We start from the raw sequence: 25374 nt of genomic DNA, 5'->3' as shown, positions 1-25374 counted from the left end.
GGTGCGGCCGGTGGGCCAGACTCGACGGGATGAACCGCGACGATCAGGACACCGGGGCGGCGGATCCGCGGAGCGCTGCCGGGCAGCGTCCCGCGGGGCGTCCGGACGGCCGGGGCGAGGACTACCTGCCGATCGCCGACCACGGTCTGATCGGTGACCTGCGGACCGCCGCGCTGGTGGGCACGGACGGGCGGGTCGACTGGTTCTGCGCGCCCCGCTTCGACTCCCCGAGTGTCTTCGCGTCGCTGCTCGACGTCCGGCGCGGCGGGTTCTGGGAGATCGCGCCGGTGTGCGAGGTGGTGGACCGGCACCAGTTCTACTTCCCGGACACGAACATCCTGATCACCCGCATGTTCACGGTGGACGGCATCGTGGAGATCCAGGACTTCATGCCGATCCTGCGGGAGAACGACTCCGCGCACCGGCAGCGGCTGGTGCGGCGGGTGGTGAACATCCGCGGCCGGATGGCCATGTCGGCGCGGATCGCGCCCCGGATGAACTACGGGCGCGACGAGCACCGGGTGGAGCGAATCCCCCGCGGGGTGCGGTTCACCGGTGACACGCTCACCGTGTCGGTGCGGGCGAGCGTGGGGCTGGAACTGGACGACACCGACGCGTTCGGCGAGTTCGTCCTCGGGGAGGGCGAGACGGCGCTGTTCGTCCTGGAGACGGCCGCCGACACCGCCGAGGCCCCCGAGACCGCCGAGGAGCTGTTCACGGCGACGGTCGCCTTCTGGCGGCGCTGGCTGAGCCGGTCCACGTACACGGGCCGCTGGCGCGAGATGGTCCACCGCTCGGCGCTGACCCTCAAGCTGCTCACGCACGAACCGTCGGGGGCGGTGATCGCCGCGCCGACGCTCGGGCTTCCGGAGCAGCTGGGCGGGGTGCGGAACTGGGACTACCGGTACGTGTGGATCCGCGACGCCGCGTTCTCGCTGTACGCGCTGCTGCGGCTCGGCTTCACGCAGGAGGCGCAGTCCTTCATGGACTGGCTGACCGAGCGGCTGCGCGACGCGACGGACGGGGAGGCGGGCCCGCTGCGGGTCATGTACTCGATCGACGGGCACGCGCACCTGCCCGAGGAGGTGCTGGGGCACCTGGAGGGCTACCGGGGCTCGTACCCGGTCCGTACGGGCAACGACGCGAGCGGCCAGCGGCAGCTCGACCTGTACGGCGAACTGATCGACTCCATCTACCTGTTCGACAAGTACGGCGCCGGGATCTCGCACGAGAGCTGGACCGATCTCTGCGTCGTCCTGGACTGGCTGCTGGAGCACTGGAACACCGTCGACGAGTCGATCTGGGAGACCCGGTCGGGCCAGCAGCACCACACGTACTCACGGCTGATGTGCTGGGTCGCGGTGGAGCGCATGATCCGGATGGCGCGCCGCCGGGGCCTGCCCGGCGACCTGGGCCGGTGGATCTCGGTCCGGGACCGGATCTACCACGAGATCATGGCGCGCGGCTGGAACGACGAGGAGCGGACGTTCGTCCAGCGGCTCGCGGCGGACGACGGACAGCAGCCGGCGAACATCCTGGACGCGTCGCTGCTGCTGATGCCGATGGTCAAGTTCGTGTCGCCGGTGGATCCGCGCTTCCGGTCCACGGTCGAGGCCATCCGCCGGCGCCTGGTGGTGGACAGCCTGGTGTTCCGGTACGACCCCGAGCAGGCGCCGGACGGGCTGGACGGCACCGAGGGCACGTTCTCGATCTGCTCGTTCTGGTGGGTGGAGGCGCTGGCCAGGACCGGTGACGTGGAGGCGGCGCGGCTGGCGCTGGAGAAGATGTTCACGTACTCGAACCACCTGGGGCTGTTCGCGGAGCAGATCGGGCTGACGGGTGAGCACCTGGGCAACTATCCCCAGGCGTTCACCCATCTCTCCCTGATCAGCTCGGCGATCAACCTCGACCGTGCGATGGGGTGAGCGCGCCCGTCACCGCTCCGGACACCGCTCCCGACGCCGTTCCGGCGGCGGTCGCGACGGCGTACCGGGCCGCGTCGGTGTGTCCGACGGCGGTGTAGGCCAGCAGGAGGGCGGCGGCGTCCTCCAGCAGCGCCGCCGGCCAGTCGGGGCGGCCCGCCTCGGCGACCGTGCGCCGCCAGTACGCACCGGCCACGGTGCCCACCGCGGACGCGGCGGCGCCGACCGCGGCGGCGAGCACGGGCGGGGCGCCGTTGCGCTCCCGCGAGGACAGCGCGACGGCGGCGAACCCGCCGAACGCCATCCGGGAGGCGATCCCGGCGGGGGTGAGGCGGCTCGGGGTCCACGGCAGCTTGTCCGCGACCAGCTCCCCGGCGGCCCCGGCGGAGGCGACGCGCTTGCCCCACACCCCCGCGAACAACGACGCGGGCCGGGCGCTCTCCCCCGGCCCGGTGGTCAACGCGACGGCCGCGACCCCCAGCTGGCTGCGCAGTCCCGAGACCAGCCCCACGAGGACCAGCCGCGTCACGTCATAGGTCACACAGACACTTTGCCGACTCATGCACGCCTGAGTGCCCGCCCCCGCTTCCCCGGAAACGGACCTGGGCGAGCGCTCACCCCAATGCCGGGGGCTGCGAAGAGGTGACCGGGATGTCGACGCGGCGGTGTGACGGCACCATGTGACGGGGCGGTGTGGCCGGTAGTGCAAGGGTGTTGCCAAGTCTGCGGCGCGTCACATGCGTGAGCGCGTGTGCGGCGGCAAGGTGGGGAGCATGCGTCGGGGGCGGGTCGATCCGTCCCCGCCCGGACGAATGGAGCGCACCAGCGTCATGCCGGCGTCACCTCAAGCCGTCACCGGATCCCCCTGCTGGGTGAGTCTGATGACCCGCGATCTCCCCGCCGCCCAGGAGTTCTACCGCGCGGTCCTCGGCTGGTCCTTCCGTCCGACGTCCCTGGGCGACGAGTTCTCCGTCGGGCTGCTCGGCGGGGAGGCCGTCGCCGGGATCGGCGCTCTCGCCTCCGCGCTGCGTACCGCCGTCGCCTGGACCCCGTACTTCGTGGTGGACGACGTGAACGGGGCCACGTCCCGGGTCCGGGAGCGGAGCGCCACCGTCGCCGTCGGCCCCCTCGCCATGAACACCGGACGCGGCGCGCTGGCCGCCGATCCCGACGGGGCGGTGTTCGGCCTCTGGGAGGGCCGGATCATCCCGGGCTGGTCGATCGGGAAGGGGCAGGGCCCGGCCCGTCTGGAGCTGCGCACCCGGGACGCCTTCGCCGCCGCGATCTTCTACGGGCAGGTCCTGCACTGGGCCCCGGAGGGGAAGGAGGGCCTGGAGGCGCACTACGAGGAGGACCGGGTGATGATGCGGGACGGCGAGCGTACGGTGTGCTCGCTGCGCGGCGGGGCCGTGGGCAGCGCCCCCGATCCGCGGATCCGCCCGCGCTGGCAGGTGTCGTTCCGGGTGGACGACGTGGACGCGGCGGCGGACGCCGCCCTCGCGGCGGGCGGCGAGGTCGCCGCTCCCCCGTCGTCCCCGCCGACCGGCCGGGAGGCGACGCTGCGCGACCCGGACGGCGGCATGTTCACCGTGGTGGGCGACCGTTAGCCGACCGCCGGCCAGAGACCGGGAGGCCCGCCCGGAGGCGGGCCTCAGGCGTCGGACCCGCTGCTCGCGAGACGCCTGTTGCGGAGGACCGAGGACCAGAACGACCAGCCGATCAGGACCACACCGACGAGCCCGGTGACGAGTTCGCTGATCTGGTACTGGATGGTGACGATGAGGATCACGGCGAGCGCCCCGATCGCGTAGTGCGCGCCGTGCTCCAGGTACACGTAGTCGTCCAGCGTGCCCTTGCGCACGAGGAAGACCGTGAGCGACCTGACGTACATCGCGCCGATGCCGAGGCCCAGCGCCAGCAGCACGATGTCGTTGGTGATGGCGAACGCGCCGATGACCCCGTCGAAGGAGAACGACGCGTCGATGACTTCCAGGTAGAGGAACATGAAGAACGCGGCCTTGCCCGTGACGGCCGCCGCCGAGCGCGCCCGGCCGACCTCCTCGGCCTTTTCGGTCTCGCGTTCCTCTTCCTCCTCCAGCCGGCCCTCGAAGAAGCTGGAGAGCCCGCCGACGATCAGATACGTGATGAGGCCCGCGACCCCCGCCGTGAGCACCGTGGACGCCTTGTCGGCATGATGCCCGCCGTGCTGGTGGGCGCTCGTGGCGACCGTCATGGACGCGATGAGCAGCGCGATCAGCGCGAGGCAGACGGCGAGCATGTCGACCTGGCCGAGCTTGGCCAGCGGCCGCTCCAGCCAGGCCTGCCACTTGATCTCCCGGTCCTCGAAGATGAAGTTGAGGAAGATCATCAGCAGGAACATGCCGCCGAAGGCCGCGATCGACGGGTGCGCGTCGGTGACGAGCTGCTGGTAGCGGTCCTTGTCGTTCAGGGCGAGCCGTACGGACTCGATCGGACCGATCTTGGCCGTGACGGACACGATCAGGACGGGGAAGACCAGCCGCATGCCGAAGACGGCGATCAGCACGCCGATGGTGAGGAAGATCTTCTGCCAGAAGGCACTCATCTTCTTGAGGATTCCGGCGTTGATCACCGCGTTGTCGAAGGACAGCGAGATCTCCAGCACCGCCAGGATCGCGACGATCCCCAGCGCTTTCGTACCGTCGTAGAGGACCCCCAGCCCCAGGCCGAGGGCGGTCACCACGAAGGCCCACCGGAAGGTCTTCAGAATCACTGGCTACCCCATCATCCGTATCATCCGTGTACGAAGGCGCGTCATCCGTGTACGAAGGCGCGGATCTCCGGCCCAGTGAATCATCATGCGCCGTACACCGTCCTGGCGGGGCGGCCGACGGGCCCCGCGACCCGGATGTTCGTACGACCGTCCCCGCCGGTCGGTCTTCCGGGAGTCAGTTGTTGGGGTAGCGGTCCGGGTCGAAGCCGGTGCGCTCGTCGCGGTTGAGCGCCGAGATCTCCGCCATGTCCCCCTCGGTGAGGGTGAAGTCGAAGAGTCGGAAGTTCTCCTCGATCCGGGCGCGGGTGACCGACTTCGGGAAGACGATGTCGCCGCGCTGGAGGTGCCAGCGGAGGGTCACCTGGGCGGGGGTGCGGCCGAGGCGCTCGGCGATGGACGTGATGGTGGGGTCGTCCAGCACCTTGCCCTGGGCGATCGGGGACCACGCCTCGGTGGCGATGTCGTGTTCGGCGTTGAAGGCCCGTACGTCGTCCTGGGTCAGGTAGGGGTGGACTTCGATCTGGTTGGCGGCCGGCACGATCACGCTGTTCTGGAGCAGCCGGCGCAGGTGGTGGGGCTGGAAGTTGGAGACGCCGACCGCCCGGACCCGCCCGCCGCGGTACATCTCCTCCATGGCGTGCCAGGTCTCCACGAAGTCGCCCACGGACGGGATCGGCCAGTGGATGAGGAAGAGGTCGAGGGGGCCGATGTCGAGGACCTCCAGGGTGCGGTCGAAGGCCCGCAGGGCGTCCTCGGGCGCGTGGGCCCGGTCGTTGAGCTTGCTGGTCACGAAGATCTCGTTCCGGTCGACGCCGGAGTCGCGGATCGCCCGGCCGACCTCCTTCTCGTTCCCGTAGGCCTCGGCGGTGTCGATGTGCCGGTAGCCGGTCTCCAGGGCGACGAGCGTCGCGTCGCGGGTCTGCTCCGGCGGGATCTGGAAGACGCCGAATCCGAGCTGCGGGATGGTGACGCCGTTGTTGAGCGTGCGGGTGGGGACAGCGGGCATGGGGTTTCCTCGATCCGTTTCGGTCACCAGCGGGAAGATATCCGCACAGAAAGTGACTCGATCTCCCTGGACAGGACAAAACGTACCCATGATCCGGGGACCGGGCCGTGATTGATGGGGCCGTCCCGCGCATCGGACCCGCCCTTCCGGGAAGCGCGGGTGGCTGACAGACTCCTTCCGTGCCCGACTTCGACATGCTTGTCATCGGATCAGGACCGGGCGGCCAGAAGGCCGCCATCGCCGCGGCCAAGCTCGGCCGCCGGGTGGCGATCGCCGACCGCCCCGACATGGTCGGGGGCGTCTCCATCCACACGGGGACGGTGCCCTCCAAGACACTGCGCGAGGCGGTGCTCTATCTCACCGGGCTCAGCCAGCGCGACCTGTACGGCCAGAGCTACCGGCTCAAGGAAGAGATCACCGTCGCCGACCTGACGGCCCGTACGCAGCACGTGGTCAGCCGCGAGGTCGACGTCGTCCGCAATCAGCTGGCCAGGAACCAGGTCACGCTGCTCTCGGGCACCGGGAGGTTCGTGGACGACCACACCGTGGCCGTACGGGACGCGTCGGGGCAGGACCGGCTGCTGACCGCCGACCACATCGTCATCGCGACCGGCACCCGTCCGGCCCGCCCGGCGACCGTCGAGTTCGACGACCGTACGGTCATGGACTCGGACAGCGTCCTCAACATGGCGGACGTGCCGCGGTCCATGGTGATCGTGGGCGCCGGGGTCATCGGCATGGAGTACGCCTCGATGTTCGCGGCCCTCGGCAGCAAGATCACCGTGGTGGAACAGCGGGACGGGATGCTGGACTTCTGTGACGTGGAGGTGGTCGAGGCGCTCAAGTACCGCCTCAGGGACCTGGCCGTCACGTTCCGGTTCGGCGAGACGGTCGCGGCGGTGGAGCGGCACGAACACGGCACGCTCACCGTCCTGGAGAGCGGCAAGAAGATAGCCGCCGACGCGGTGATGTACTCGGCGGGACGCCAGGGGTTGACGGACGAACTCGACCTGGACAAGGCGGGGTTGAGCGCCGACAAGCGCGGGCGCATCAGCGTGGACGAGCACTACCGCACCACCGTGCCGCACATCTACGCCGTCGGTGACGTCATCGGCTTCCCCGCGCTGGCCGCGACCTCGATGGAACAGGGCCGCGCCGCCGCGTACCACGCGTGCGACGAGCCGGTGAACGCGATGCACCACTTGCAGCCGATCGGGATCTACACCATTCCCGAGATCAGCTTCATCGGGAAGACCGAGGACCAGCTGACCGACGAGAAGGTGCCGTTCGAGGTCGGTGTCTCGCGCTACCGCGAACTGGCCAGGGGGCAGATCATCGGGGACACGCACGGCATGCTGAAACTGCTGGTGTCGCCGGGGGACCGGAAGCTGCTGGGGGTGCACTGCTTCGGCTCCGGCGCGACCGAGCTGATCCACATCGGGCAGGCCGTGATGGGGTGCGGCGGGACGGTCGACTACCTGGTGGACGCGGTGTTCAACTACCCGACGCTCGCGGAGTCCTACAAGGTCGCGGCGCTCGACGTGACGAACAAGATCCGCCAGATCGACCGCATGGAACGCTGACCGCCCTGCTTGGAACGCTGACCGGCCCGCTTCTCCGCCGCTTGTTCTTCAGGCTACCTGCGCATTTACGGTACGATGCGGCCCATGACCGGTCGGAGCAACGAGGCGGCGCGGGCGGCGGTGGGCCTGTCGCTCGCCCTGGGCAGACTGCGCGGGCGGCTGCGGGCGGAGGGCGGGCCCGGGTCGTCGGTGTGGACCCGGAGTCAGCTCGCGGCCCTGCACCGGGTGGTCAGTGGGCCGCCCGCCACGACCAGCGACCTGGCCGCGGCGGAGTACATGCGGCCGCAGTCCATGGCGCAGACGCTGGCCGCGCTGGAGAAGGGCGGGCTCATCACCCGCCACCCCGACCCCGACGACGGCCGGCGGTTCCTGGTGGAGGCCACGGACGAGGGGCGGGACGTGCTGCGGGCCGCCATGGAGGGGCGCGAGGCGTGGCTGGCGCACGCCATCGAGACCACGCTGAGCCCCGAGGAGCTGGCGGCCCTGCCGGGTCTGATCGAGGTGCTGGACCGGCTGGCCGTGTCCCCGCCCGGCGGACCGTCGCACCGCTCAGGCTGAGTTGGGCCCGCGGTCCGCGAGGAGGCCGAAGAGCAGGTCGTCGGTCCACTCACCCTTGAGCCAGGTGAACGCGGGGCGCAGGCCCTCCCGCTGGAAGCCGACCCGTTCCAGCAGCCGGGCGGAGCGGGTGTTGCGGACGTCGCACTCCGCCGACACCCGGCGCAGTCCGCGCACGAACAGGTCGTCCAGCACGGCGCGTACGGCCTCCGTGGCGTAGCCGTGCCCCTGCCGGTCGGCGGCGAGAGTGAAGCCCATCTCGGCCTGCATCAGGTTCTCGTGCAGGTTCACCCCGACGTCCCCGATCAGGCACCCGTCGGCCTTCAGCTCGATCGCGTACTGGAACCAGCCGGGCAGGGCGGGGTCGGCGGCGGCGAACCGCTCCACGAGCCGCGTGGCCTCCGCGACCGGGACCGGCGGGGTCCAGCTCTGGTAGCGGGCGACGTCCGGGTCGGACTGGTAGGCCGAGAAGGCGGGCGCGTCGTCGGCCTGGAAGCGGCGCAGGCGGAGCCGGGGGGTCTGGAGCAGCACCCCCCAAGCCTCTCACGCCCCCCTGGAGGTCCGCGCGGGCATTCCGTATCCGGTTTATCGCGGGGCGAGAAATACGGCAAAACAGTAAACAGCCGTCGCAAACAAACATCAAACACCATCTAAATGCATACTTCGCCAAGAATGATTGACAGTGTTCGGTTCGGCTTGAGAGGGTGATCCGGATCGACGTTGCTGTCAAATTGCTTAATGGGCTGCTCCCGATGGGGAGCGTGAGCGTTGACCGGGGTGCGGAGATGTCTGGATCGCATGGTGGCCGTCGTGAACTGATGGCCGGACAGCTTGGCGTGTGGCACGCGCAGCAAATGGATCCGGACAATCCCATCTACAACATGGGTGAATACATCGAGATTCACGGACACGTGAACACGGAATTCTTTGAGGCGGCCGTACGGAGAGTCGTCCAGGAAGTCGATTGTTTTCACCTGCGTTTCGAGGCAACGGCGTCCGGGGGAACCTCGGACGAACTCCCCCGGCAGTATGCCGAACCGCGGAGTGACTGGCCTTTTCCCGTGATCGACGTGAGCGGTGAAGAAGATCCCCGCTCCACGGCGGAGAGCTGGATGCGGGCGGACATGCGGCGCCCGATAGATCTCCGGGGCGGCGAGCTTTTCGGCCACGCCCTGTTCAAGGTGGACGACGACCTCTCCTTCTGGTACCAGCGAATACACCACATCATCGCGGACGGACTCGCGGGACCCCTGATAGCCGCCCGGGTGGCCGCGGTCTACACGGCCCTGCTGGCCGGCGAATCCCTCACGGACCCTCCGCTTCCTTCGAGTTCCGTCCTGATGGACGCCGACGCCGACTACCGGGCGTCCGAGGCGTTCCAACGGGACCGGGAGTTCTGGACGGAGCGTCTTGCCGACCGCCCGCGGCCGGTCGGCCTGAGTGGCCGGGAACCTTCGACCACTCCCCATGAATTGACACGCCACACGCTCCACATCCCTCCCGGCGCCGCGGCGGAACTCAGAAGCTCCGCCCGCCGCCTGGGAACGAGCCTCTCGGGTCTTTCCCTGGCCGCGAGCGCCGCCTATCTGCATCGCACCACGGGACAGGAGGACATCATTCTCGGCGTTCCCGTGATGGGCAGAGCGACCGCGCTGCGGGACGTCCCGGGAATGACGGCCAATATCGTTCCCGTGCGCCTCACCGTACGGCCCGAGGCCACGGTGGGGGAACTCGTGAAGCAGGTGTCCCGCGGAGTACGGGACGCTTTACGGCACCAGCGTTACCGCTACGAGGACATCCTCAGAGACCTGAAGCTCGTGGGGCGCGGCGGGCTTTACCCCCTCCTCGTCAATATCGTCTCCTTCGACTACGGCCTGACATTCGGCGACGCCCCCAGCAAGGCGCACAGCCTCGGTGGCATCAATTTCAATGACCTGTCGATTTCCGTGTACGACAGGTCGTCCGACGGAAGCATGTCCGTGGTCGTGGATGCGAACCCGGATCTTTACAGCCCGCGAGCGGTGCGGGAGCATGCTGCGAAATTCCTTGATGTGATGACGTGGATGGCGCGTTCCACCACGGAGGAACGCGTACACGCGATTACGTTGATGAGCCGCTCCGAGCGGCGTCTGGTGGTCGAGGACTGGAACAACACCGCCCGGGAGGTGCCCGCGGCGACGCTGCCGGAGCTGTTCCGGGCCCAGGCCGCCCGTACCCCGGACGCGGTCGCGGTGGTCTTCGAAGGCGTGGAACTGAGTTACGCGGACCTCGACGCGCGGACCAACCGCCTCGCCCGGCTCCTGACCGACCGGGGTGTGGGACCCGAGTCGCTGGTCGCGGTCCTGATGCACCGTTCCGTCGATCTCGTCGTCGCCCTCCTCGCCGTGGTCAAGGCCGGCGGCGCGTACGTACCCGTCGATCCGGACTACCCCGCCGACCGCATCACGTACGTCCTCGCCGACGCCCAGCCCCTCCTGGTGCTCAGCACCACGGATCTGACCTCGCGTCTCTCCGACGACCACCCGCCGTACGTGGCCGTCGACGATCCCCGTACCACCACCACACTGAAAGACCTCCCGGACACCGATCCCACCGACACCGAAAGCCGCACCCCCCTGCTGCCCGCCCACCCCGCCTACGTCATCTACACGTCCGGCTCCACCGGGCGGCCCAAGGGCGTGGCCGTGCCTCATGCGGGTGTGGTCAACTGGCTGTCCTGGTTGCAGGGCACTTACACCTTGGCTGGCTCGGACCGGGTGTTGCAGAAGACTCCCTTCGGTTTCGACGTGTCGGTACGGGAGTTCTTCTGGCCGCTGCTCCAGGGCGCGACGTTGGTGGTCGCCAAGCCCTCGGGCCACCGCGACCCCACGTACCTCGCGGAGTTGATATCACGCGAACGGGTCACGATCGCGCACTTCGTGCCGTCCCTGCTCCAGGTCTTCCTCCGCGAACCGTCCGCCGCCGCCTGTACCGACCTGCGGGCCGTGTTCTGTAGTGGCGAAGCACTCCCCGGCGATGTCGCCGCGCGGTTCCGGAACGTGCTGGACGTTCCGCTCCACAATCTCTACGGTCCCACCGAGGCGTCGGTCGAGGTCACCGCGTGGACGTGTGACGACAGCACCGGCAGGAGCAGCGTCCCCATGGGACGCCCCGTCTGGAACACCCAGGTCTATGTGCTCGACGCGGCGTTGCGGCCGGTTCCGGTGGGTGCCGCGGGCGAGTTGTACCTGGCCGGTGTGCAGCTGGCCCGCGGGTACCACGCCCGGCCGGGGCTGACCGCGCAGCGGTTCGTCGCCAATCCGTTCGGTGGTCCGGGGGCGCGGATGTACCGCACCGGCGACCTCGCCCGCTGGAACACCGACGGGCAGCTGGAGTATCTGGGCCGTACCGACGACCAGGTGAAGGTACGGGGCTTCCGCATCGAGCTGGGCGAGATCGAGGCCGCCCTGCTCGCCCACCCGTCCGTGGCCCAGGCAGCGGTGACGGTACGGGAGGACCGCCCCGGCGACCAACGCCTCGTCGGCTACCTGGTCCCGGCGGGCGGTCCGGCGGGGGTGGACACCGCCGGGCTGCGGAGGCAGGTGCGAGGTGTGCTGCCGGAGTACATGGTGCCCTCCGCGCTGGTGGTGCTGGACGCGCTGCCGCTGACGGTCAACGGCAAACTGGACCGGCGGGCCCTGCCCGCCCCGGACCACCGGCCGACCGACAGCGGCCGGCGGCCGGCCACGGTGCGGGAAGAGCTTCTGTGCAGCGTGTTCGCGGAGATCCTGGGCGTGCCCACGGTCGGCGTGGACGACAACTTCTTCGAGCTGGGCGGTCACTCACTGCTGGCCACCCGGCTGGTGAGCCGCGTCCGCTCGGTCCTGGGGGCCGAGGTCCCGATCCGGACCCTGTTCGAGGCGCCCACACCCGCTGCCCTGGCCGAGCGCGTGACCTCCTCCGGTACGAGGCGGCCACCGCTGGTACCGGTGGAGCGGGGCGAGCGGGTGCCCTTGTCGTTCGCGCAACAGCGGTTGTGGTTCCTCGGCGAGCTGGAGGGTCCGTCGGCGACGTACAACATCCCGGTGGCTCTGCGCCTGACCGCGCCGGTGGATGTCGACGCGCTGAAGGCCGCCCTGCGTGACGTGGTCGGCCGGCACGAGGTCCTGCGCACCGTGATCGCGACGGTGGACGGGGAACCGTACCAACGGATCCTGCCGGCCGAGAGCGCCCCGGTCCCCCTCACGGTCGAACCGGCAGCTGGCCTCGGAGCCGCGATCGCGAAGATCGCGGGTCACCGCTTCGATCTCGCCAGGGAAATCCCGCTGCGCGCCTGGCTGTTCGACACGGGTACTGACGAGCTCATTCTGCTGATCATGGTGCACCACATCGCGGGTGACGGGTGGTCCCTGGCCCCGCTCACGCGGGATCTGACGGCCGCGTACACGGCCCGATCCACCGGCCGCCCCCCGGAGTGGGCGCCGTTGCCGGTGCAGTACGCCGACTACAGTGTGTGGCAGCGCGAGTTGCTGGGCGACAGGGCCGACCCCGGCAGTCTCCTGAGCGAGCAGTTGGCGTATTGGCGACAGGCGTTGGCCGGTCTGCCGGAGGAGTTGGCGCTGCCGTTCGACCGGTCGCGTCCGCCGGTCGTCTCCCATCGGGGTGGCAGTGTCGAACTGACCATTGACGCGCGGGTGCACCAGCGGTTGGCCGAGCTGGCCCGGGTGCGGGGCGTGACGGTGTTCATGGTGGTGCAGGCGGCGCTGGTCGTCCTGCTGCACCGGCTGGGGGCGGGGGACGACATTCCGGTCGGCACTCCGATCGCCGGCCGCACCGACGAGGCCCTGGACGATCTGGTCGGGTTTTTCGTCAACTCCCTCGTCCTGCGCTCCGACCTGTCCGGCGATCCGACCTTCCTGGATCTGCTGGCCAGAACTCGGGAAGCGGACCTCGGCGCCTACACCCACCAGGATGTGCCGTTCGAGCGGCTGGTGGAGGACCTGGCCCCGGCCCGGTCGATGGCCCGCCATCCGCTGTTCCAGGTCATGCTCACCCTTCACAACGCCGCCGAAGCGCCGCTCGACCTGGCCGGGCCGGACATCGGGGCACTGCCCGCGGACGTCCTGCCCGCCAAGTTCGACCTGGACTTCCAGATCGCCGAGCGGATCACCGATGACGGCACCCCGGCGGGCCTGACCGGACTGATCGTCTACGCCGCCGATCTGTTCGATCCGGCGAGTGCCGAGGCGATCGCACGGCGCTTCCTCATGGTCCTGGAGACGGTGACCGCCGATCCGTCGCTGCCGGTCAGCCGCGTGGAGATCCTGGACTCCGCGGAACGGGAGCGGATCCTGGCCGGGGGGAACGGCGTCACCCACGAGGTCCCGGCGACGACGCTCGCCGACCTGTTCGAGGCCCAGGTCACCCGTACCCCCGACGCGGTCGCGGTGGTCTTCGACGGTACGGAGACGACCTACGCGGAGGTGAACGCGCGGGCCAACCGGCTGGCCCGCGTCCTCGTGGGCCGGGGCGCCCGGCCGGAGGAATGTGTGGCGGTGATGATGGACCGCTCGGCCGACCTCGTCGTCGCACTCCTCGCGGTGGTCAAAACCGGAGCCGCGTACGTCCCGATCGACCCCGCCCACCCCGCCGACCGCATCGCCTCCATGCTGAACGACGCCGGAGCCGCACTGCTGGTCACACACGAGGGCATGACAGGCGTGGCGGACGACCACGACGGTGTGACACGCATCGTGACGGATGCCCCGGACACCGTGGCGGCCCTGTCCGCCATGGCCGGGAAGAACGTCACGGACCACGAGCGAGGAGGGGCACTCCAGCCGGAGCACCCCGTCTACGTGATCTACACCTCCGGGTCCACGGGACGCCCCAAGGGTGTGGTGGTGAGCCACGCGGCGGTCTGCCACTACCTCACCTGGGCGAGCGGCGCGTACCCCGGGTTGGGCGGCCGGACCGTGCTGCACTCGTCGGTCGCGTTCGACCTGACCGTCACACCGTTGTACGGCACGCTGATCTCGGGCGGCGCCCTGCACATCGCGGACCTCCGGGACGGGCTTCCCCCCGAACTGGCGCCCACCTTCGTAAAGGTGACGCCCAGTCATCTGGGTCTGCTGTCCGAAGAGCCCGCCGGATCCTTCGCCCGGGGAGATCTCGTCGTCGGCGGCGAGAGCCTAGCGGGCGAGCAGCTCACCCGGTGGCGGTCCGCGCACCCCGACGTCCTGATCACGAACGAGTACGGTCCGACCGAGGCGGCCGTCGGATGTGTCACCTTCACCGTCCGTCCCGGGGACGCGGATGTGCCGGGCGGCGTCCCGATCGGCCGTTCCGCTCCGAACACGCGAGCCTTCGTGCTGGATGCGGCCCTGCGGCCGGTGCCGCCCGGGGTGGCGGGCGAGCTGTATCTCGCCGGCGCGCAGCTGGCGCGTGGGTACCTCGGGCGGCCGGGGCTGACCGCGCGGCGGTTCGTCGCGAACCCGTTCGGTGGTCAGGGCGAGCGGATGTACCGGACGGGTGACCTGGCCCGGTGGAACGCCGAGGGGCAGCTGGAGTATCTGGGCCGTACGGACGACCAGGTGAAGGTACGGGGCTTCCGCATCGAGCCGGGCGAGATCGAGGCCGCGCTGACCGCGCACCCGGACGTGGCCCGGTCGGCGGTGGTGGTGCGGGAGGACCGCCCCGGCGACAGGCGGCTGGTCGGCTACCTGGTCGCGGCGAGCGGTCCGGCGGGGGTGGACGTCGCCGAGCTGCGGAGGCAGGTGCAGGGTGTGTTGCCGGAGTACATGGTGCCGTCCGCGCTGGTGGTGCTGGATGCGCTGCCGCTGACGGTGAACGGCAAGCTGGACCGTGGGGCCCTGCCCGCTCCGGACCACCGGCCGACCGACGGCGGCCGGGGCCCGTCGACCGTGCGGGAGGAGATCCTGTGCACCGTGTTCGCCGAGATCCTGGGCCTGCCCACGGTCGGCGTGGACGACAACTTCTTCGAGCTGGGCGGCCATTCGCTGCTCGCGGTGCGGGTGGTGAGCCGCATCCGGTCGGTCCTCGGGGCCGAGGTGCCGATCCGGACGCTGTTCGAGGCGCCCACTCCGGCCGCCCTGGCCGGCAGGTTGACCTCCTCCGGTAGGAGGCGGCCACCGCTGGTACCGGTGGAGCGGGGCGAGCGGGTGCCGTTGTCGTTCGCGCAACAGCGGTTGTGGTTCCTGGGCGAGTTGGAAGGGCCGTCGGCCACGTACAACATTCCGGTGGCTCTGCGGCTGACCGGTGACCTGGACATCGAGGCGTTGCGCACGGCGCTGGGCGATGTGGTGGGCCGCCACGAGGTGTTGCGGACAGTGTTCCCCTCCGATGAGGGCAGGCCGTATCAGCGGATCCTTCCCCCGCCCGCCTCTTTTGAGCTGCCGGTGGCCGAGGTGGGACGGGAGGGGCTGACGGAGGCGGTTGCCGGGCTGGCGGGTCATGCGTTCGACCTGAGCGCCGAGATCCCGTTGCGGGCGTGGCTGCTGCGGGTGGGGCCGGGTGAGTATGTGCTGGTGCTGGTGGTGCATCACATCGCCGGTGACGGGTGGTCGATGGGGCCGCTGGCGCAGGATGTGTCGACCGCCTATACGGCACGGTCCATGAGCCAGGCGCCCCGGTGGGAGCCGTTGGCGGTGCAGTACGCGGACTACACGGTGTGGCAGCGCGAGTTGCTGGGTGAGGAGACCGACCCGGAGAGTCTGCTGAACGAACAACTGGATTACTGGCGTGAGGCTTTGGACGGAGTGCCGCACGAGCTGGTGCTGCCGTTCGACCGGCCACGCCCCACGATCGCCTCGCACCGGGGCGGGCGCGTGGACCTCCGGGTGCCGGCCGAGGTGCACGCCCGGGTGGCGGAGCTGGCCCGCGCCGAGGGCGTGACCGTGTTCATGGTGCTCCAGGCGGCGCTCGCGGTGTTGCTGTCGCGGGTCGGCGCGGGCAGTGACATCCCGGTGGGTACTCCGGTCGCGGGACGCGCCGACGAGGCAGTGGACGACCTGGTGGGGTTCTTCGTCAACACCCTCGTGATACGGACTGACGTGTCGGGTGACCCGTCGTTCGCCGGCCTCCTGGCGCAGGTCCGGGAGAACGGTCTCGCCGCGTTCGCCCACCAGGACGTGCCCTTCGAGCGACTGGTCGAAGACCTCGCACCGGCCCGCTCCATGGCCCGCCACCCGCTCTTCCAGGTCATGCTCGCCTTGCAGAACAACGCCCAGGCCGTCCTCGACCTGCCGGGTGTCGACGCCGTGCTGTTGCCAGCCGGTGAGCCGGTGGCCAAGTTCGACCTGTCCTTCACCCTCACCGAGACGTTTCACACCAGCGGTCTCCCGGCCGGCCTGCACGGCGGTGTCGACTACGCGCTCGACCTGTTCGACCGCGCCACGGTCGAGACTCTGGCCGAACGGTTCGTCCGCGTCCTGGACACCGTCACCGCCGACCCTCACCAGCACATCACCGCCATCGAGGTTCTGAACCCGGCGGAGCGGAAGCGGATCCTGGCCGAGTGGAACGACACCGCCCGGGACGTGCCCGCCGTAACGCTGCCGAAGCTGTTCCAAGCCCAGGCCGCCCGTACGCCCGAGGCGACCGCCGTTGTCTTCGAGGGCGTGGAAGTCGCCTACGCGGACCTCAACGCGCGCGCCAACCGCCTCGCCCGCCTGCTGATCGACCAGGGCGTGGGACCCGAGTCGCGGGTCGCGGTCCTGATGCACCGCTCGATCGATCTCGTCGTCGCTCTTCTCGGCGTGGTGAAAGCAGGCGGCGCGTACGTACCCGTCGACCCGGACTACCCCGCCGACCGCATCACCTATCTCCTCACCGACGCCCAGCCCCTCCTCGTACTCACCAGCACGGACCTGGCCTCCCGCGCTGCCGGCGGAGAGCTGTCGTACCTGGCCGTCGACGACCCCGGCACCATCGCCGTACTCGATGACCTCCCGGACACCGATCCCACCGACACCGAGCGGCGGACTGCCCTGCTGCCCGGCCACCCCGCCTACGTCATCTACACCTCCGGCTCCACCGGGCACCCCAAGGGTGTGGTTGTCACTCACCGAGGACTGCCGAGCCTGACGGCCGCGCAGGCGGAGGAATTCGCGATCACAGCGGGCAGCCGGATGCTCCAGTTCGCCTCGGCAAGCTTCGACGCGGCGATCTGGGAAACGGTCATGGCCCTCTGCAACGGGGCCTGCCTCGTCGCGGCCCCCTCGCACGACCTGCTGCCGGGCCGGGCGCTCGTCCGCCTGGTCGCGGAGCGGTCGGTCACGCACGCGCTTCTGCCCCCGGCCGTTCTGGCTCTCCTGGAACCGGGCAGCCTGCCGTCGATCACGACTCTCGTCACCGGCGGCGAAGCTCTCAGCGGGAGCCTGGCGACGCGGTGGGCCGACGGCCGCCGCCTCGTCAACGCCTACGGCCCCACGGAATCCACCGTCTGCGCCACCACCACCGGCCCGCTGTCTGCCGACGGGAACAGGACTCCGCCCATCGGCACGCCCGTTGCCAACACCCGTGTGTATGTGCTGGATGCGGCGCTGCGACCGGTTCCGGTGGGTGTCGCCGGTGAGTTGTACGTCTCCGGCGCGGGCCTGGCCCGTGGGTACCACGCCCGGCCGGGGCTGACCGCCCAGCGGTTCGTCGCGAACCCGTTCGGTGGTCGGGGCGAGCGGATGTACCGCACCGGCGACCTGGCCCGCTGGAACACCGACGGGCGGGTGGAGTATCTGGGCCGTACCGACGACCAGGTGAAGGTACGGGGCTTCCGCATCGAGCTGGGTGAAGTCGAAGCCGCGCTGCTCGGCCACCCGGAGGTGGCGCAGGCAGCGGTGACTGTACGGGAGGACCGCCCCGGCGACAGACGCCTGGTCGGCTATCTCGTCCCCAGCGCCGCTCACAACCGCGTTGTCGATACGGCGGCCGTGCGCGCCCACCTCGACGCGACGCTGCCCGACCACATGGTGCCGTCCGCCCTGGTGGTCCTGGAAGCCCTCCCGCTGACGGCGAACGGGAAGCTGGACCGGCGGGCCCTGCCCGCTCCGGACCACCGGCCAACCGACAGCGGCCGGGGGCCGGCGACAGTGCAGGAGGAGATCCTGTGCACCGTGTTCGCCGACGTGCTGGGCGTGCCCACGGTCGGCGTGGACGACAACTTCTTCGAACTGGGCGGCCACTCACTGCTCGCGGTGCGGGTGGTGGAGCTGCTGCGGGCCCGGGGGATGTCGGTGGACGTGCGGTCGCTGTTCGCGGCACCGACGGCTGCCGGACTGGCCGCGTCGGACGGGCGGGCCGAGGTGGCGGTGCCGGAGAACCGGATTCCGGACAACGCCGTGACCCTTTCTCCCGACCTGCTTCCCCTGGTGGAGCTGAACCGCGAGGAGGCCGACCGGATCGTGGCCCGGGTCCCCGGCGGAGCGGGCAACGTGGCGGATGTGTACCCGCTGGCTCCGCTCCAGGAAGGGATCCTCTTCCACCACCTGATGGGTGACTCCGGTGGGTCCGCTGACGGAGCCGATGTGTACGTGCTCCCGGTGCTGCTGGGGTTCGACTCCCGGCAGCGGCTCGACGGGTTTGTCGACGCGCTCCAGAAGGTCGTCGACCGGCACGACATCCTGCGGACCGCCGTCCTGTGGGAAGGACTGCGCGAACCGGTCCAGGTGGTGGTGCGCCGGGCCGCGATCCCGGTGGAAGGCGTCGATCTGCCCGAGGGACCCGGCGACGACGTCACCGGCCGGATGCTGGCCGCGTGCCCTGGATCGATGGACATCGGCCGGGCGCCGCTGATCCGCGTGTTCACGGCGGCCGACCCGGTGAGCGGTCAGTGGCTCGGGCTCGTCCAGGCCCATCACCTGATCGCGGACCACACCACCCTGGACGTGCTGCTGGACGAGGTGCGCGCGTTTGTCGAGGGCCGCGAGGACACCCTGCCCGCGCCGTTGCCGTTCCGGAACTTCGTGGCCCAGGCCCGCCTGCGGGTGGCGGAGGAGGAGCACCGGAGGTATTTCTCCACCCTGCTGGGGGAGGTGACCGAGCCGACCGCGCCGTTCGGGCTGCTCGACGTCCGCGGTGACGGCACCGGTGTGACGGAGTTCCGTCGCGTGATGGACGCGGATCTGGCGCGGCGGCTGCGGGACCAGTCGCGCAGGCTGGGCGTCAGCCCGGCCACGGTCCTGCACGTGGTGTGGGCGCGGGTGCTGGCGGCCACCGCGGGCCGGGACGACGTCGTCTTCGGGACCGTCCTGTTCGGCCGTATGGCGGCGGGAAGCGGCGCCGACCGTGCGCTGGGCCTGTTCATCAACTCTCTGCCGGTACGGGTCCGGACCCAGGGCGCGGACGTGCTGGACACGGTCCAGTCGGTGCAGAACCAGCTGGCGGACCTGCTCGTCCACGAACACGCCCCGTTGAAACTGGCGCGGCAGGCCAGCGGGATCACGGCGGACACCCCGCTGTTCACCTCCCTGTTCAACTACCGGCACTCCAGGAGCGCCGAGCCGGGGACGGACCACGGCCTTGACGGCGTCGCGGTGCTGCACGACCAGGAGCGGACGAACTACCCGGTCGCACTGAACGTGGACGACGCCGGTGACGGATTCACCCTCACCGTGCAGGTAGCCGAACCCGTCTCGGGTGAAGCACTGTGCGCCATGGTCCACACTGCCGCCGAGGGCGTTGTCTCCGCCCTGGAGACCACACCGCACCAGCGGATGAGCACGGTGGATGTCCTCGGTCCCGCCGAGCGGCACCGGGTCCTGGTCGAGTGGAACAACACCGCCCGGGAGGTGCCCGCCGTAACACTGCCGGAGCTGTTCCAGGCGCACGCCGCCCGTACCCCCGAGGCGATGGCCGTTGTCTTCGAGGATACGGAAGTCGGTTACGCGGACCTCAACTCACGCGCCAACCGCCTGGCCCGGCTGCTGATCGACCGGGGCGTGGGACCCGAGTCGCGGGTCGCGGTCCTGATGCACCGCTCCGTTGATCTGGTCGTCGCCCTTCTCGCCGTGGTCAAGGCCGGGGGTGCGTACGTACCCGTTGACCCGGACTATCCCGCCGAGCGGATCACGTACGTCCTCACTGATGCCCAGCCCCTTCTGGTCCTCACCGGCGTGGAACTGGCCTCGCGGCTCACCGACAGCCGCCTGCCATACGTGGCGGTCGACGATCCCCGTATTACCACCGCACTCAAAGACCTCCCGGACACCGATCCCACCGACACCGAACGCCGCGCCCCGTTGCTGCCCGCCCACCCCGCCTACGTCATCTACACCTCCGGCTCCACCGGACGGCCCAAGGGTGTGGCCGTCACCCACCAAGGACTGCCGAACCTGGCCGTCGCGCAGGCGGAGGAATTCGCGATCACGGCAGGCAGCCGGGTGCTCCAGTTCGCCTCGGCGAGTTTCGACGCGGCCGTCTGGGAGACGGTGATGGCCTTGGGCAACGGAGCCTGCCTCGTCTCGGCACCCTCGCACGACCTGCTGCCGGGCCAACCGCTGGTCCGTCTGATCGCGGAGCGAGCGGTCACCCACGCCACCCTGCCTCCCGCCGTACTGGCTCTCCTGGAACCGGACAGCCTGCCGTCGGTCACCACCCTCATCACCGCCGGAGAAGCCCTCAGCCAGAACTTGGTTGCCCAGTGGGCCGACGGCCGCCGACTCGTCAACGCTTACGGACCCACCGAATTCACCGTCTGCGCCACCACCACCAAACCACTCTCCGCCGGTGAACACACCACGCCACACATCGGCACACCCATCGCCAACACCCGGGTCTATGTACTGGACGCGGCGTTGCGACCGGTGCCGGCCGGTGTCGCGGGTGAGTTGTACCTCGCGGGCGCGGGGCTGGCCCGTGGCTATCTCAACCGGCCGGGGCTCACCGCTCAACGGTTCGTCGCGAACCCCTTCACCCCGGGCGATCGCATGTACCGCACGGGCGACCTGGCGACATGGCGGCCGGACGGTGTCCTGGACTTCCTGGGCCGTACGGACGACCAGGTGAAGGTACGGGGGTTCCGTATCGAGCCCGGTGAGATCGAGGCCGCGCTGCTCGCCCACCCGTCCGTGGCCCAAGCGGCGGTGACCGTACGGGAGGACCATCCCGGGGGCAAACGCCTGGTCGGCTACCTCGTCCCCTACGGGAGTGACACTCCGCAGCCGGACACTGGCGCCCTGCGCGCCCACCTCGGCGCGGTGCTGCCGGAGTACATGGTGCCGTCTGCCCTGGTGGTCCTCGAAGCTCTCCCGCTGACGGCGAACGGCAAGCTGGACCGGCGGGCCCTGCCCGCTCCGGACCATCAGCCGGCCGACGGCAGCAGGGGGCCGACCACGGTGCAGGAGGAGATCTTGTGCGCCGTGTTCGCCGAGATCCTGGGCCTGCCCACGGTCGGCGTGGACGACAACTTCTTCGAACAGGGCGGCCATTCGCTGCTCGCGGTGCAGCTGATCAACAGACTCCGCACGGATCTGGGGGTGGAGGTCGCCATGCGGGCACTGTTCGAGGCGCCGACCGTGGCCGGACTGGCCCCACGGTTGACTGAGTCGGGTGCGGCCCGTCCCGCGCTGGTGGCGACGACGCGGCCCCAGGAGATTCCGGTCTCGTTCGCCCAGCAACGGTTGTGGTTCCTGGGCGAGTTGGAAGGTCCGTCGGCCACGTACAACATTCCGGTGGCTCTGCGGCTGACCGGTGAGCTGAACGTCGAGGCGTTGCGTGTGGCGCTGGGCGATGTGGTCGGCCGCCACGAGGTGTTGCGGACAGTCTTTGCCGCCGATGAGGGCAGGCCGTATCAGCGGATCCTTCCCCCGACCACCTCCTTTGATCTGCCCGTGGCCGAGGTGGAGCCGGAGCGCCTGGCAGAGGCGGTAAGCGAGTTGGCGGGTCATGCCTTCGACCTGAGCGCCGAGATCCCGTTGCGGGCGTGGCTGCTGCGGGTGGAGCCGGACGAGTGTGTGCTGGTGTTGGTGGTGCATCACATCGCCGGTGACGCGTGGTCGATGGGACCGCTGGCACGGGACGTGTCGGTCGCGTATGCCGCCCGTACGGCCGGACGGGCGCCCGACTGGGAGCCGTTGGCGGTGCAGTACGCGGACTACTCCTTGTGGCAGCGTGAGTTGCTGGGCGAGGAGACCGACCCCGAGAGCCTGCTGAACGCGCAACTGGGCCACTGGCGCAAGGCTTTGGACGGCGTGCCGCACGAGCTGGTGCTGCCGTTCGACCGGCCGCGCCCCACGATCGCCTCGCACCGGGGCGGCCAGGTGCCGATCCATGTGCCGGCCGAGGTGCACGCCCGGGTGGCGGAGCTGGCCCGAACCCAGGGCGTGACCGTGTTCATGGTGCTTCACGGCGCGTTGGCCGTACTGCTGTCCCGGATGGGCGCGGGCAGTGACATCCCCGTGGGCACCCCGGTCGCCGGTCGCAGCGACGAGGCGCTGGACGACTTGGTCGGCTTCTTCGTCAACACCCTCGTCCTACGCACCGACCTGTCCGACGACCCGCCGTTCACCGGCCTCCTGGAACAGGTCCGCGACAACGGCCTCGCCGCCTTCGCCCACCAGGACGTGCCCTTCGAGCGACTGGTCGAAGACCTCGCACCGGCCCGCTCCATGGCCCGCCACCCCCTCTTCCAGGTCATGCTCACCTTGCAGAACAACACCCAGGTGGCACTGGACCTGCCGGGCCTTCACACCGAACCGTTGCCCACCGGTGAACCGCCGGCCAAATTCGACCTGTTCTTCAGCCTCAGTGAAACCTTCCGCACCTCCCCGGAGACCGGCAGCGGCATCCAAACAGCCGGTCTGCTCGGCGGTATCGACTACGCCCTCGACCTGTTCGACCGCGCAACGGTGGAGTCCCTGGCCGAACGGTTCGTCCGCGTCCTGGACACCGTCACCAGGGACCCGCACCGCCGGGTCAGCGGTGTGGACGTGTTGTCCGCCCAGGAGCGGCACCAGGTCGTGTCGGGGTGGAACGACACCGCCCAGGAGGTGCCCGCGACCACGCTGCCGGAGCTGTTCCGGGCCCGGGCCGCCCGTACCCCGGACGCGCTCGCGGTGGTCTTCGACGGCGCGGAGGTGACGTACGCGGAACTTGACGCGCGTGCCAACCGGCTCGCCCGGTTGCTCATCGGTCGCGGTATCGGTCCCGAATGCGTCGTCGGGCTGGCCGTGCCCCGCTCGGTGGACCTGATCGTCGGTCTGCTGGCGGTGCTGAAGTCGGGCGCCGGGTACCTGCCGATCGACCCGGAGTACCCGGCCGAGCGGATCGCCTTCATGGTGGCCGACGCCGTCCCCTCGCTGACGCTGACCACCACCGAGGTCGCCGGGCGCGTGGCCACCGGGCCCACGCTGCTGCTGGACGACCCGGCGGTGATCGCCGAACTCACTGCACTGCCGGCCGACGTCCCCCGCGACGAGGAGCGGACCGCTCCGCTGCTGCCGCAGCACCCCGCGTACCTGATCTACACCTCCGGCTCCACCGGGCGTCCCAAGGGGGTGGTGATGTCCTGCGGCGCACTGGTCAACCTGATCGCCTGGCACGCTTCCGCCGTCCCCGCCGAGGACGGTTCGCGGGTGGCTCAGTTCACCGCGATCAGCTTCGACGTCTCGGCCCAGGAGATCCTCTCGGCCCTCCTGGACGGCAAGACCCTGGTGATACCCGGCGAAGAGGTCCGGCGTAACCCCGAAGAGTTCGTGGCGTGGCTGCGGGAGCAGAAGGCCACCGAGCTGTACGCCCCCCAGATGATGGTGGAGGCGCTGGGTGAGGCGGTGGCGGAGCGGGGCACGGACCTGCCGTCGCTGCGGCGCGTCTCCCAGGCCGGAGAGGCCCTGGTGCTCAGCGACCGGGTCCGTGACCTGTGCGGGGCCGACGGGACCGTCCTGCACAACCACTACGGTCCGTCCGAGACCCATGTGGTCACCGCCCACACCCTGCCGGCGGACCGGGAGACATGGCCACGGGGGGCCGCGCCGATCGGCCGTCCGGTGTGGAACACCCAGGTCTACGTCCTGGACGCGGCGCTTCGGCCGGTTCCGGTGGGGGTCGCCGGTGAGTTGTACGTCTCCGGCGCCCAACTGGCACGCGGCTACCACGCCCGGCCGGGGCTGACCGCCCAGCGGTTCGTCGCCAACCCGTTCGGTGGTCCGGGGGCGCGGATGTACCGCACCGGCGACCTCGCCCGCTGGAACACCGACGGGCGGGTGGAGTATCTGGGCCGTACCGACGACCAGGTGAAGGTACGGGGCTTCCGCATCGAGCTGGGCGAGGTCGAAGCCGCCCTGCTCTCCCACCCGGACGTGGCCCGGTCGGCGGTGACCGTACGGGAGGACCGGCCCGGCGACCCACGCCTCGTCGGCTACCTCGTCCCCACCGCCACAAACACCGGCGCTGTCGATACGGCCGCCCTGCGCGCCCACCTCGGCGCGACGCTGCCCGACTACATGGTGCCGTCCGGCCTGGTGGTCCTCGAAGCCCTCCCGCTGACGGCGAACGGCAAGCTCGACCGCAGGGCCCTGCCCGCGCCGGATCACCAGCCGGCGGACGGGAGCCGGGGGCCGTCAACGGTCCAGGAGGAAATCCTGTGCGGGATCTTCGCCGAAGAACTGAACATGCCTCACATCGGCGTCGAGGACAACTTCTTCGAATGCGGTGGACATTCGCTTCTGGCGGTCAAGCTCGTGAGCCGGATTCGTTCCGTCATGGGTGTCGACATCTCTGTCCAGATGTTGATGCAAGCGCCCAGCGTGGCCGGACTCGCCCATCGCCTCAGCCTTCCCGCGATGACGGAATCGCTTCGTACGCTGCTCCCCATCAGGACCCACGGGAGCCGGCCGCCCCTCTTCTGTGTCCATCCGCGATCCGGGCTGAGCTGGTGCTTCGCGCCTCTGGCCGGATGCGTACCCCCTGACATCCCGTTGTACGGTCTCCAGGCGCGGGATGCCGACGGTGCGGGTGAGTTGCCGGGATCCATCCGGGAAATGGCGGAGGAATACGTCAAAGAACTGCGCACCGTACAACCGTCCGGCCCTTATCACCTGCTCGGATGGTCCATGGGCGGCCGCGTGGCCCAGGAGATGGCCGTACAACTACAGGAAGACGGCGAGCAGGTGGCACTCGTGATCATGGGAGGGTATGCGCCCGCCCCGCTCGGCATACTCGACTCCGCAGAGAAATCAACGGACGAATCGGCGGAACTAGACGAGGCGCCTTCTCTCCACGATCTCGCCGGACTTCCCGACTACTTCCGCAACGAGATTTCGGAGGAGGAGGCCGAAGTGCGGGCAAGAATCATCGCGAACAATACCCGCATCTATGTGAAGCACCACCCTCGCCCATTTCACGGCGACCTCCTCTTCATCTCGTCGGACGAACTCGATGACGGTTCCGGCCGTTTCATGTGGCAGCCCTATACGTCCGGCCACATCAGCGAGTCACGGCTGCCGTGTGCGCACGACGACATGGCCGATCCCCCCATGCTGTCCCTGCTGTGGAATTCGGTCTCCGACTGGCTGTCCATGGCAGAGGAAGGAGACACAACTCAATAGGGGGACTCGCGGACCGCTC

Annotated in this window: 10 protein-coding genes; 5 read left to right on the top strand and 5 right to left on the bottom strand. The window is 69.9% G+C overall.

Annotation, left to right across the window (positions count from 1 at the left end; genetic code table 11):
• The first annotated feature begins 29 nt into the window (after positions 1–29).
• Positions 30–1925 (top strand): glycoside hydrolase family 15 protein, encoded by a 1896-nt coding sequence (locus ACIODU_RS30270; protein WP_401771638.1) that lies wholly within the window; start codon positions 30–32, stop codon positions 1923–1925.
• Here ACIODU_RS30270 and ACIODU_RS30265 read toward each other — a convergent pair.
• Entirely contained in the window at positions 1900–2463 is a 564-nt protein-coding gene (locus tag ACIODU_RS30265) for a hypothetical protein (protein ID WP_401771635.1), read from the bottom strand. The two genes, ACIODU_RS30270 and ACIODU_RS30265, sit on opposite strands and share 26 nt — an antisense overlap.
• A 340-nt stretch (positions 2464–2803) precedes the next feature.
• Here ACIODU_RS30265 and ACIODU_RS30260 point away from each other — a divergent pair, with 340 nt between their 5' ends.
• Complete coding sequence (locus tag ACIODU_RS30260) at positions 2804–3529, top strand: VOC family protein (RefSeq protein ID WP_401771634.1); 726 nt, start codon at positions 2804–2806, stop codon at positions 3527–3529.
• A gap of 44 nt (positions 3530–3573) precedes the next feature.
• Here ACIODU_RS30260 and ACIODU_RS30255 read toward each other — a convergent pair whose 3' ends face one another.
• Both ACIODU_RS30255 and ACIODU_RS30250 read right to left on the bottom strand, forming a co-directional pair.
• A complete protein-coding gene (locus tag ACIODU_RS30255) occupies positions 3574–4674 on the bottom strand; it encodes a DUF475 domain-containing protein (protein ID WP_356431615.1) in 1101 nt (366 codons plus the stop codon).
• Positions 4675–4849: 175 nt separating this feature from the next.
• Positions 4850–5680, bottom strand: coding sequence for an aldo/keto reductase (locus ACIODU_RS30250; protein WP_401771631.1), 831 nt, complete (start codon positions 5678–5680; stop codon positions 4850–4852).
• A gap of 179 nt (positions 5681–5859) precedes the next feature.
• Here ACIODU_RS30250 and sthA point away from each other — a divergent pair, with 179 nt between their 5' ends.
• Positions 5860–7263, top strand: coding sequence for a Si-specific NAD(P)(+) transhydrogenase (gene sthA / locus ACIODU_RS30245; RefSeq protein ID WP_401771628.1), 1404 nt, complete (start codon positions 5860–5862; stop codon positions 7261–7263).
• 84 nt (positions 7264–7347) lie between these two features.
• On the top strand, positions 7348–7821 hold the full coding sequence (locus ACIODU_RS30240; protein WP_401771625.1) for a MarR family winged helix-turn-helix transcriptional regulator: 474 nt from the start codon (positions 7348–7350) through the stop codon (positions 7819–7821).
• Here the strand turns inward: ACIODU_RS30240 and ACIODU_RS30235 are convergent.
• Both ACIODU_RS30235 and ACIODU_RS30230 read right to left on the bottom strand, forming a co-directional pair.
• Complete coding sequence (locus ACIODU_RS30235; RefSeq protein WP_401771622.1) at positions 7813–8349, bottom strand: GNAT family N-acetyltransferase; 537 nt, start codon at positions 8347–8349, stop codon at positions 7813–7815. The genes ACIODU_RS30240 and ACIODU_RS30235 overlap by 9 nt on opposite strands.
• A gap of 119 nt (positions 8350–8468) precedes the next feature.
• Positions 8469–8792, bottom strand: coding sequence for a hypothetical protein (locus tag ACIODU_RS30230; RefSeq protein ID WP_401771763.1), 324 nt, complete (start codon positions 8790–8792; stop codon positions 8469–8471).
• Here ACIODU_RS30230 and ACIODU_RS30225 point away from each other — a divergent pair.
• Positions 8673–25355 carry an amino acid adenylation domain-containing protein gene (locus ACIODU_RS30225; RefSeq protein ID WP_401771621.1) on the top strand — a complete coding sequence of 5561 codons (16683 nt, stop codon included), beginning with the start codon at positions 8673–8675 and terminating at the stop codon, positions 25353–25355. The genes ACIODU_RS30230 and ACIODU_RS30225 overlap by 120 nt on opposite strands.
• Positions 25356–25374 lie beyond the last annotated feature (19 nt).

This window comes from Streptomyces sp. NPDC088261 (assembly GCF_044740805.1).
Classification (GTDB): Bacteria; Actinomycetota; Actinomycetes; order Streptomycetales; family Streptomycetaceae; genus Streptomyces.
The sequence above is the reverse complement of the archived record's forward strand: the minus strand, read 5'-3'. Positions and strand labels throughout refer to the sequence as shown.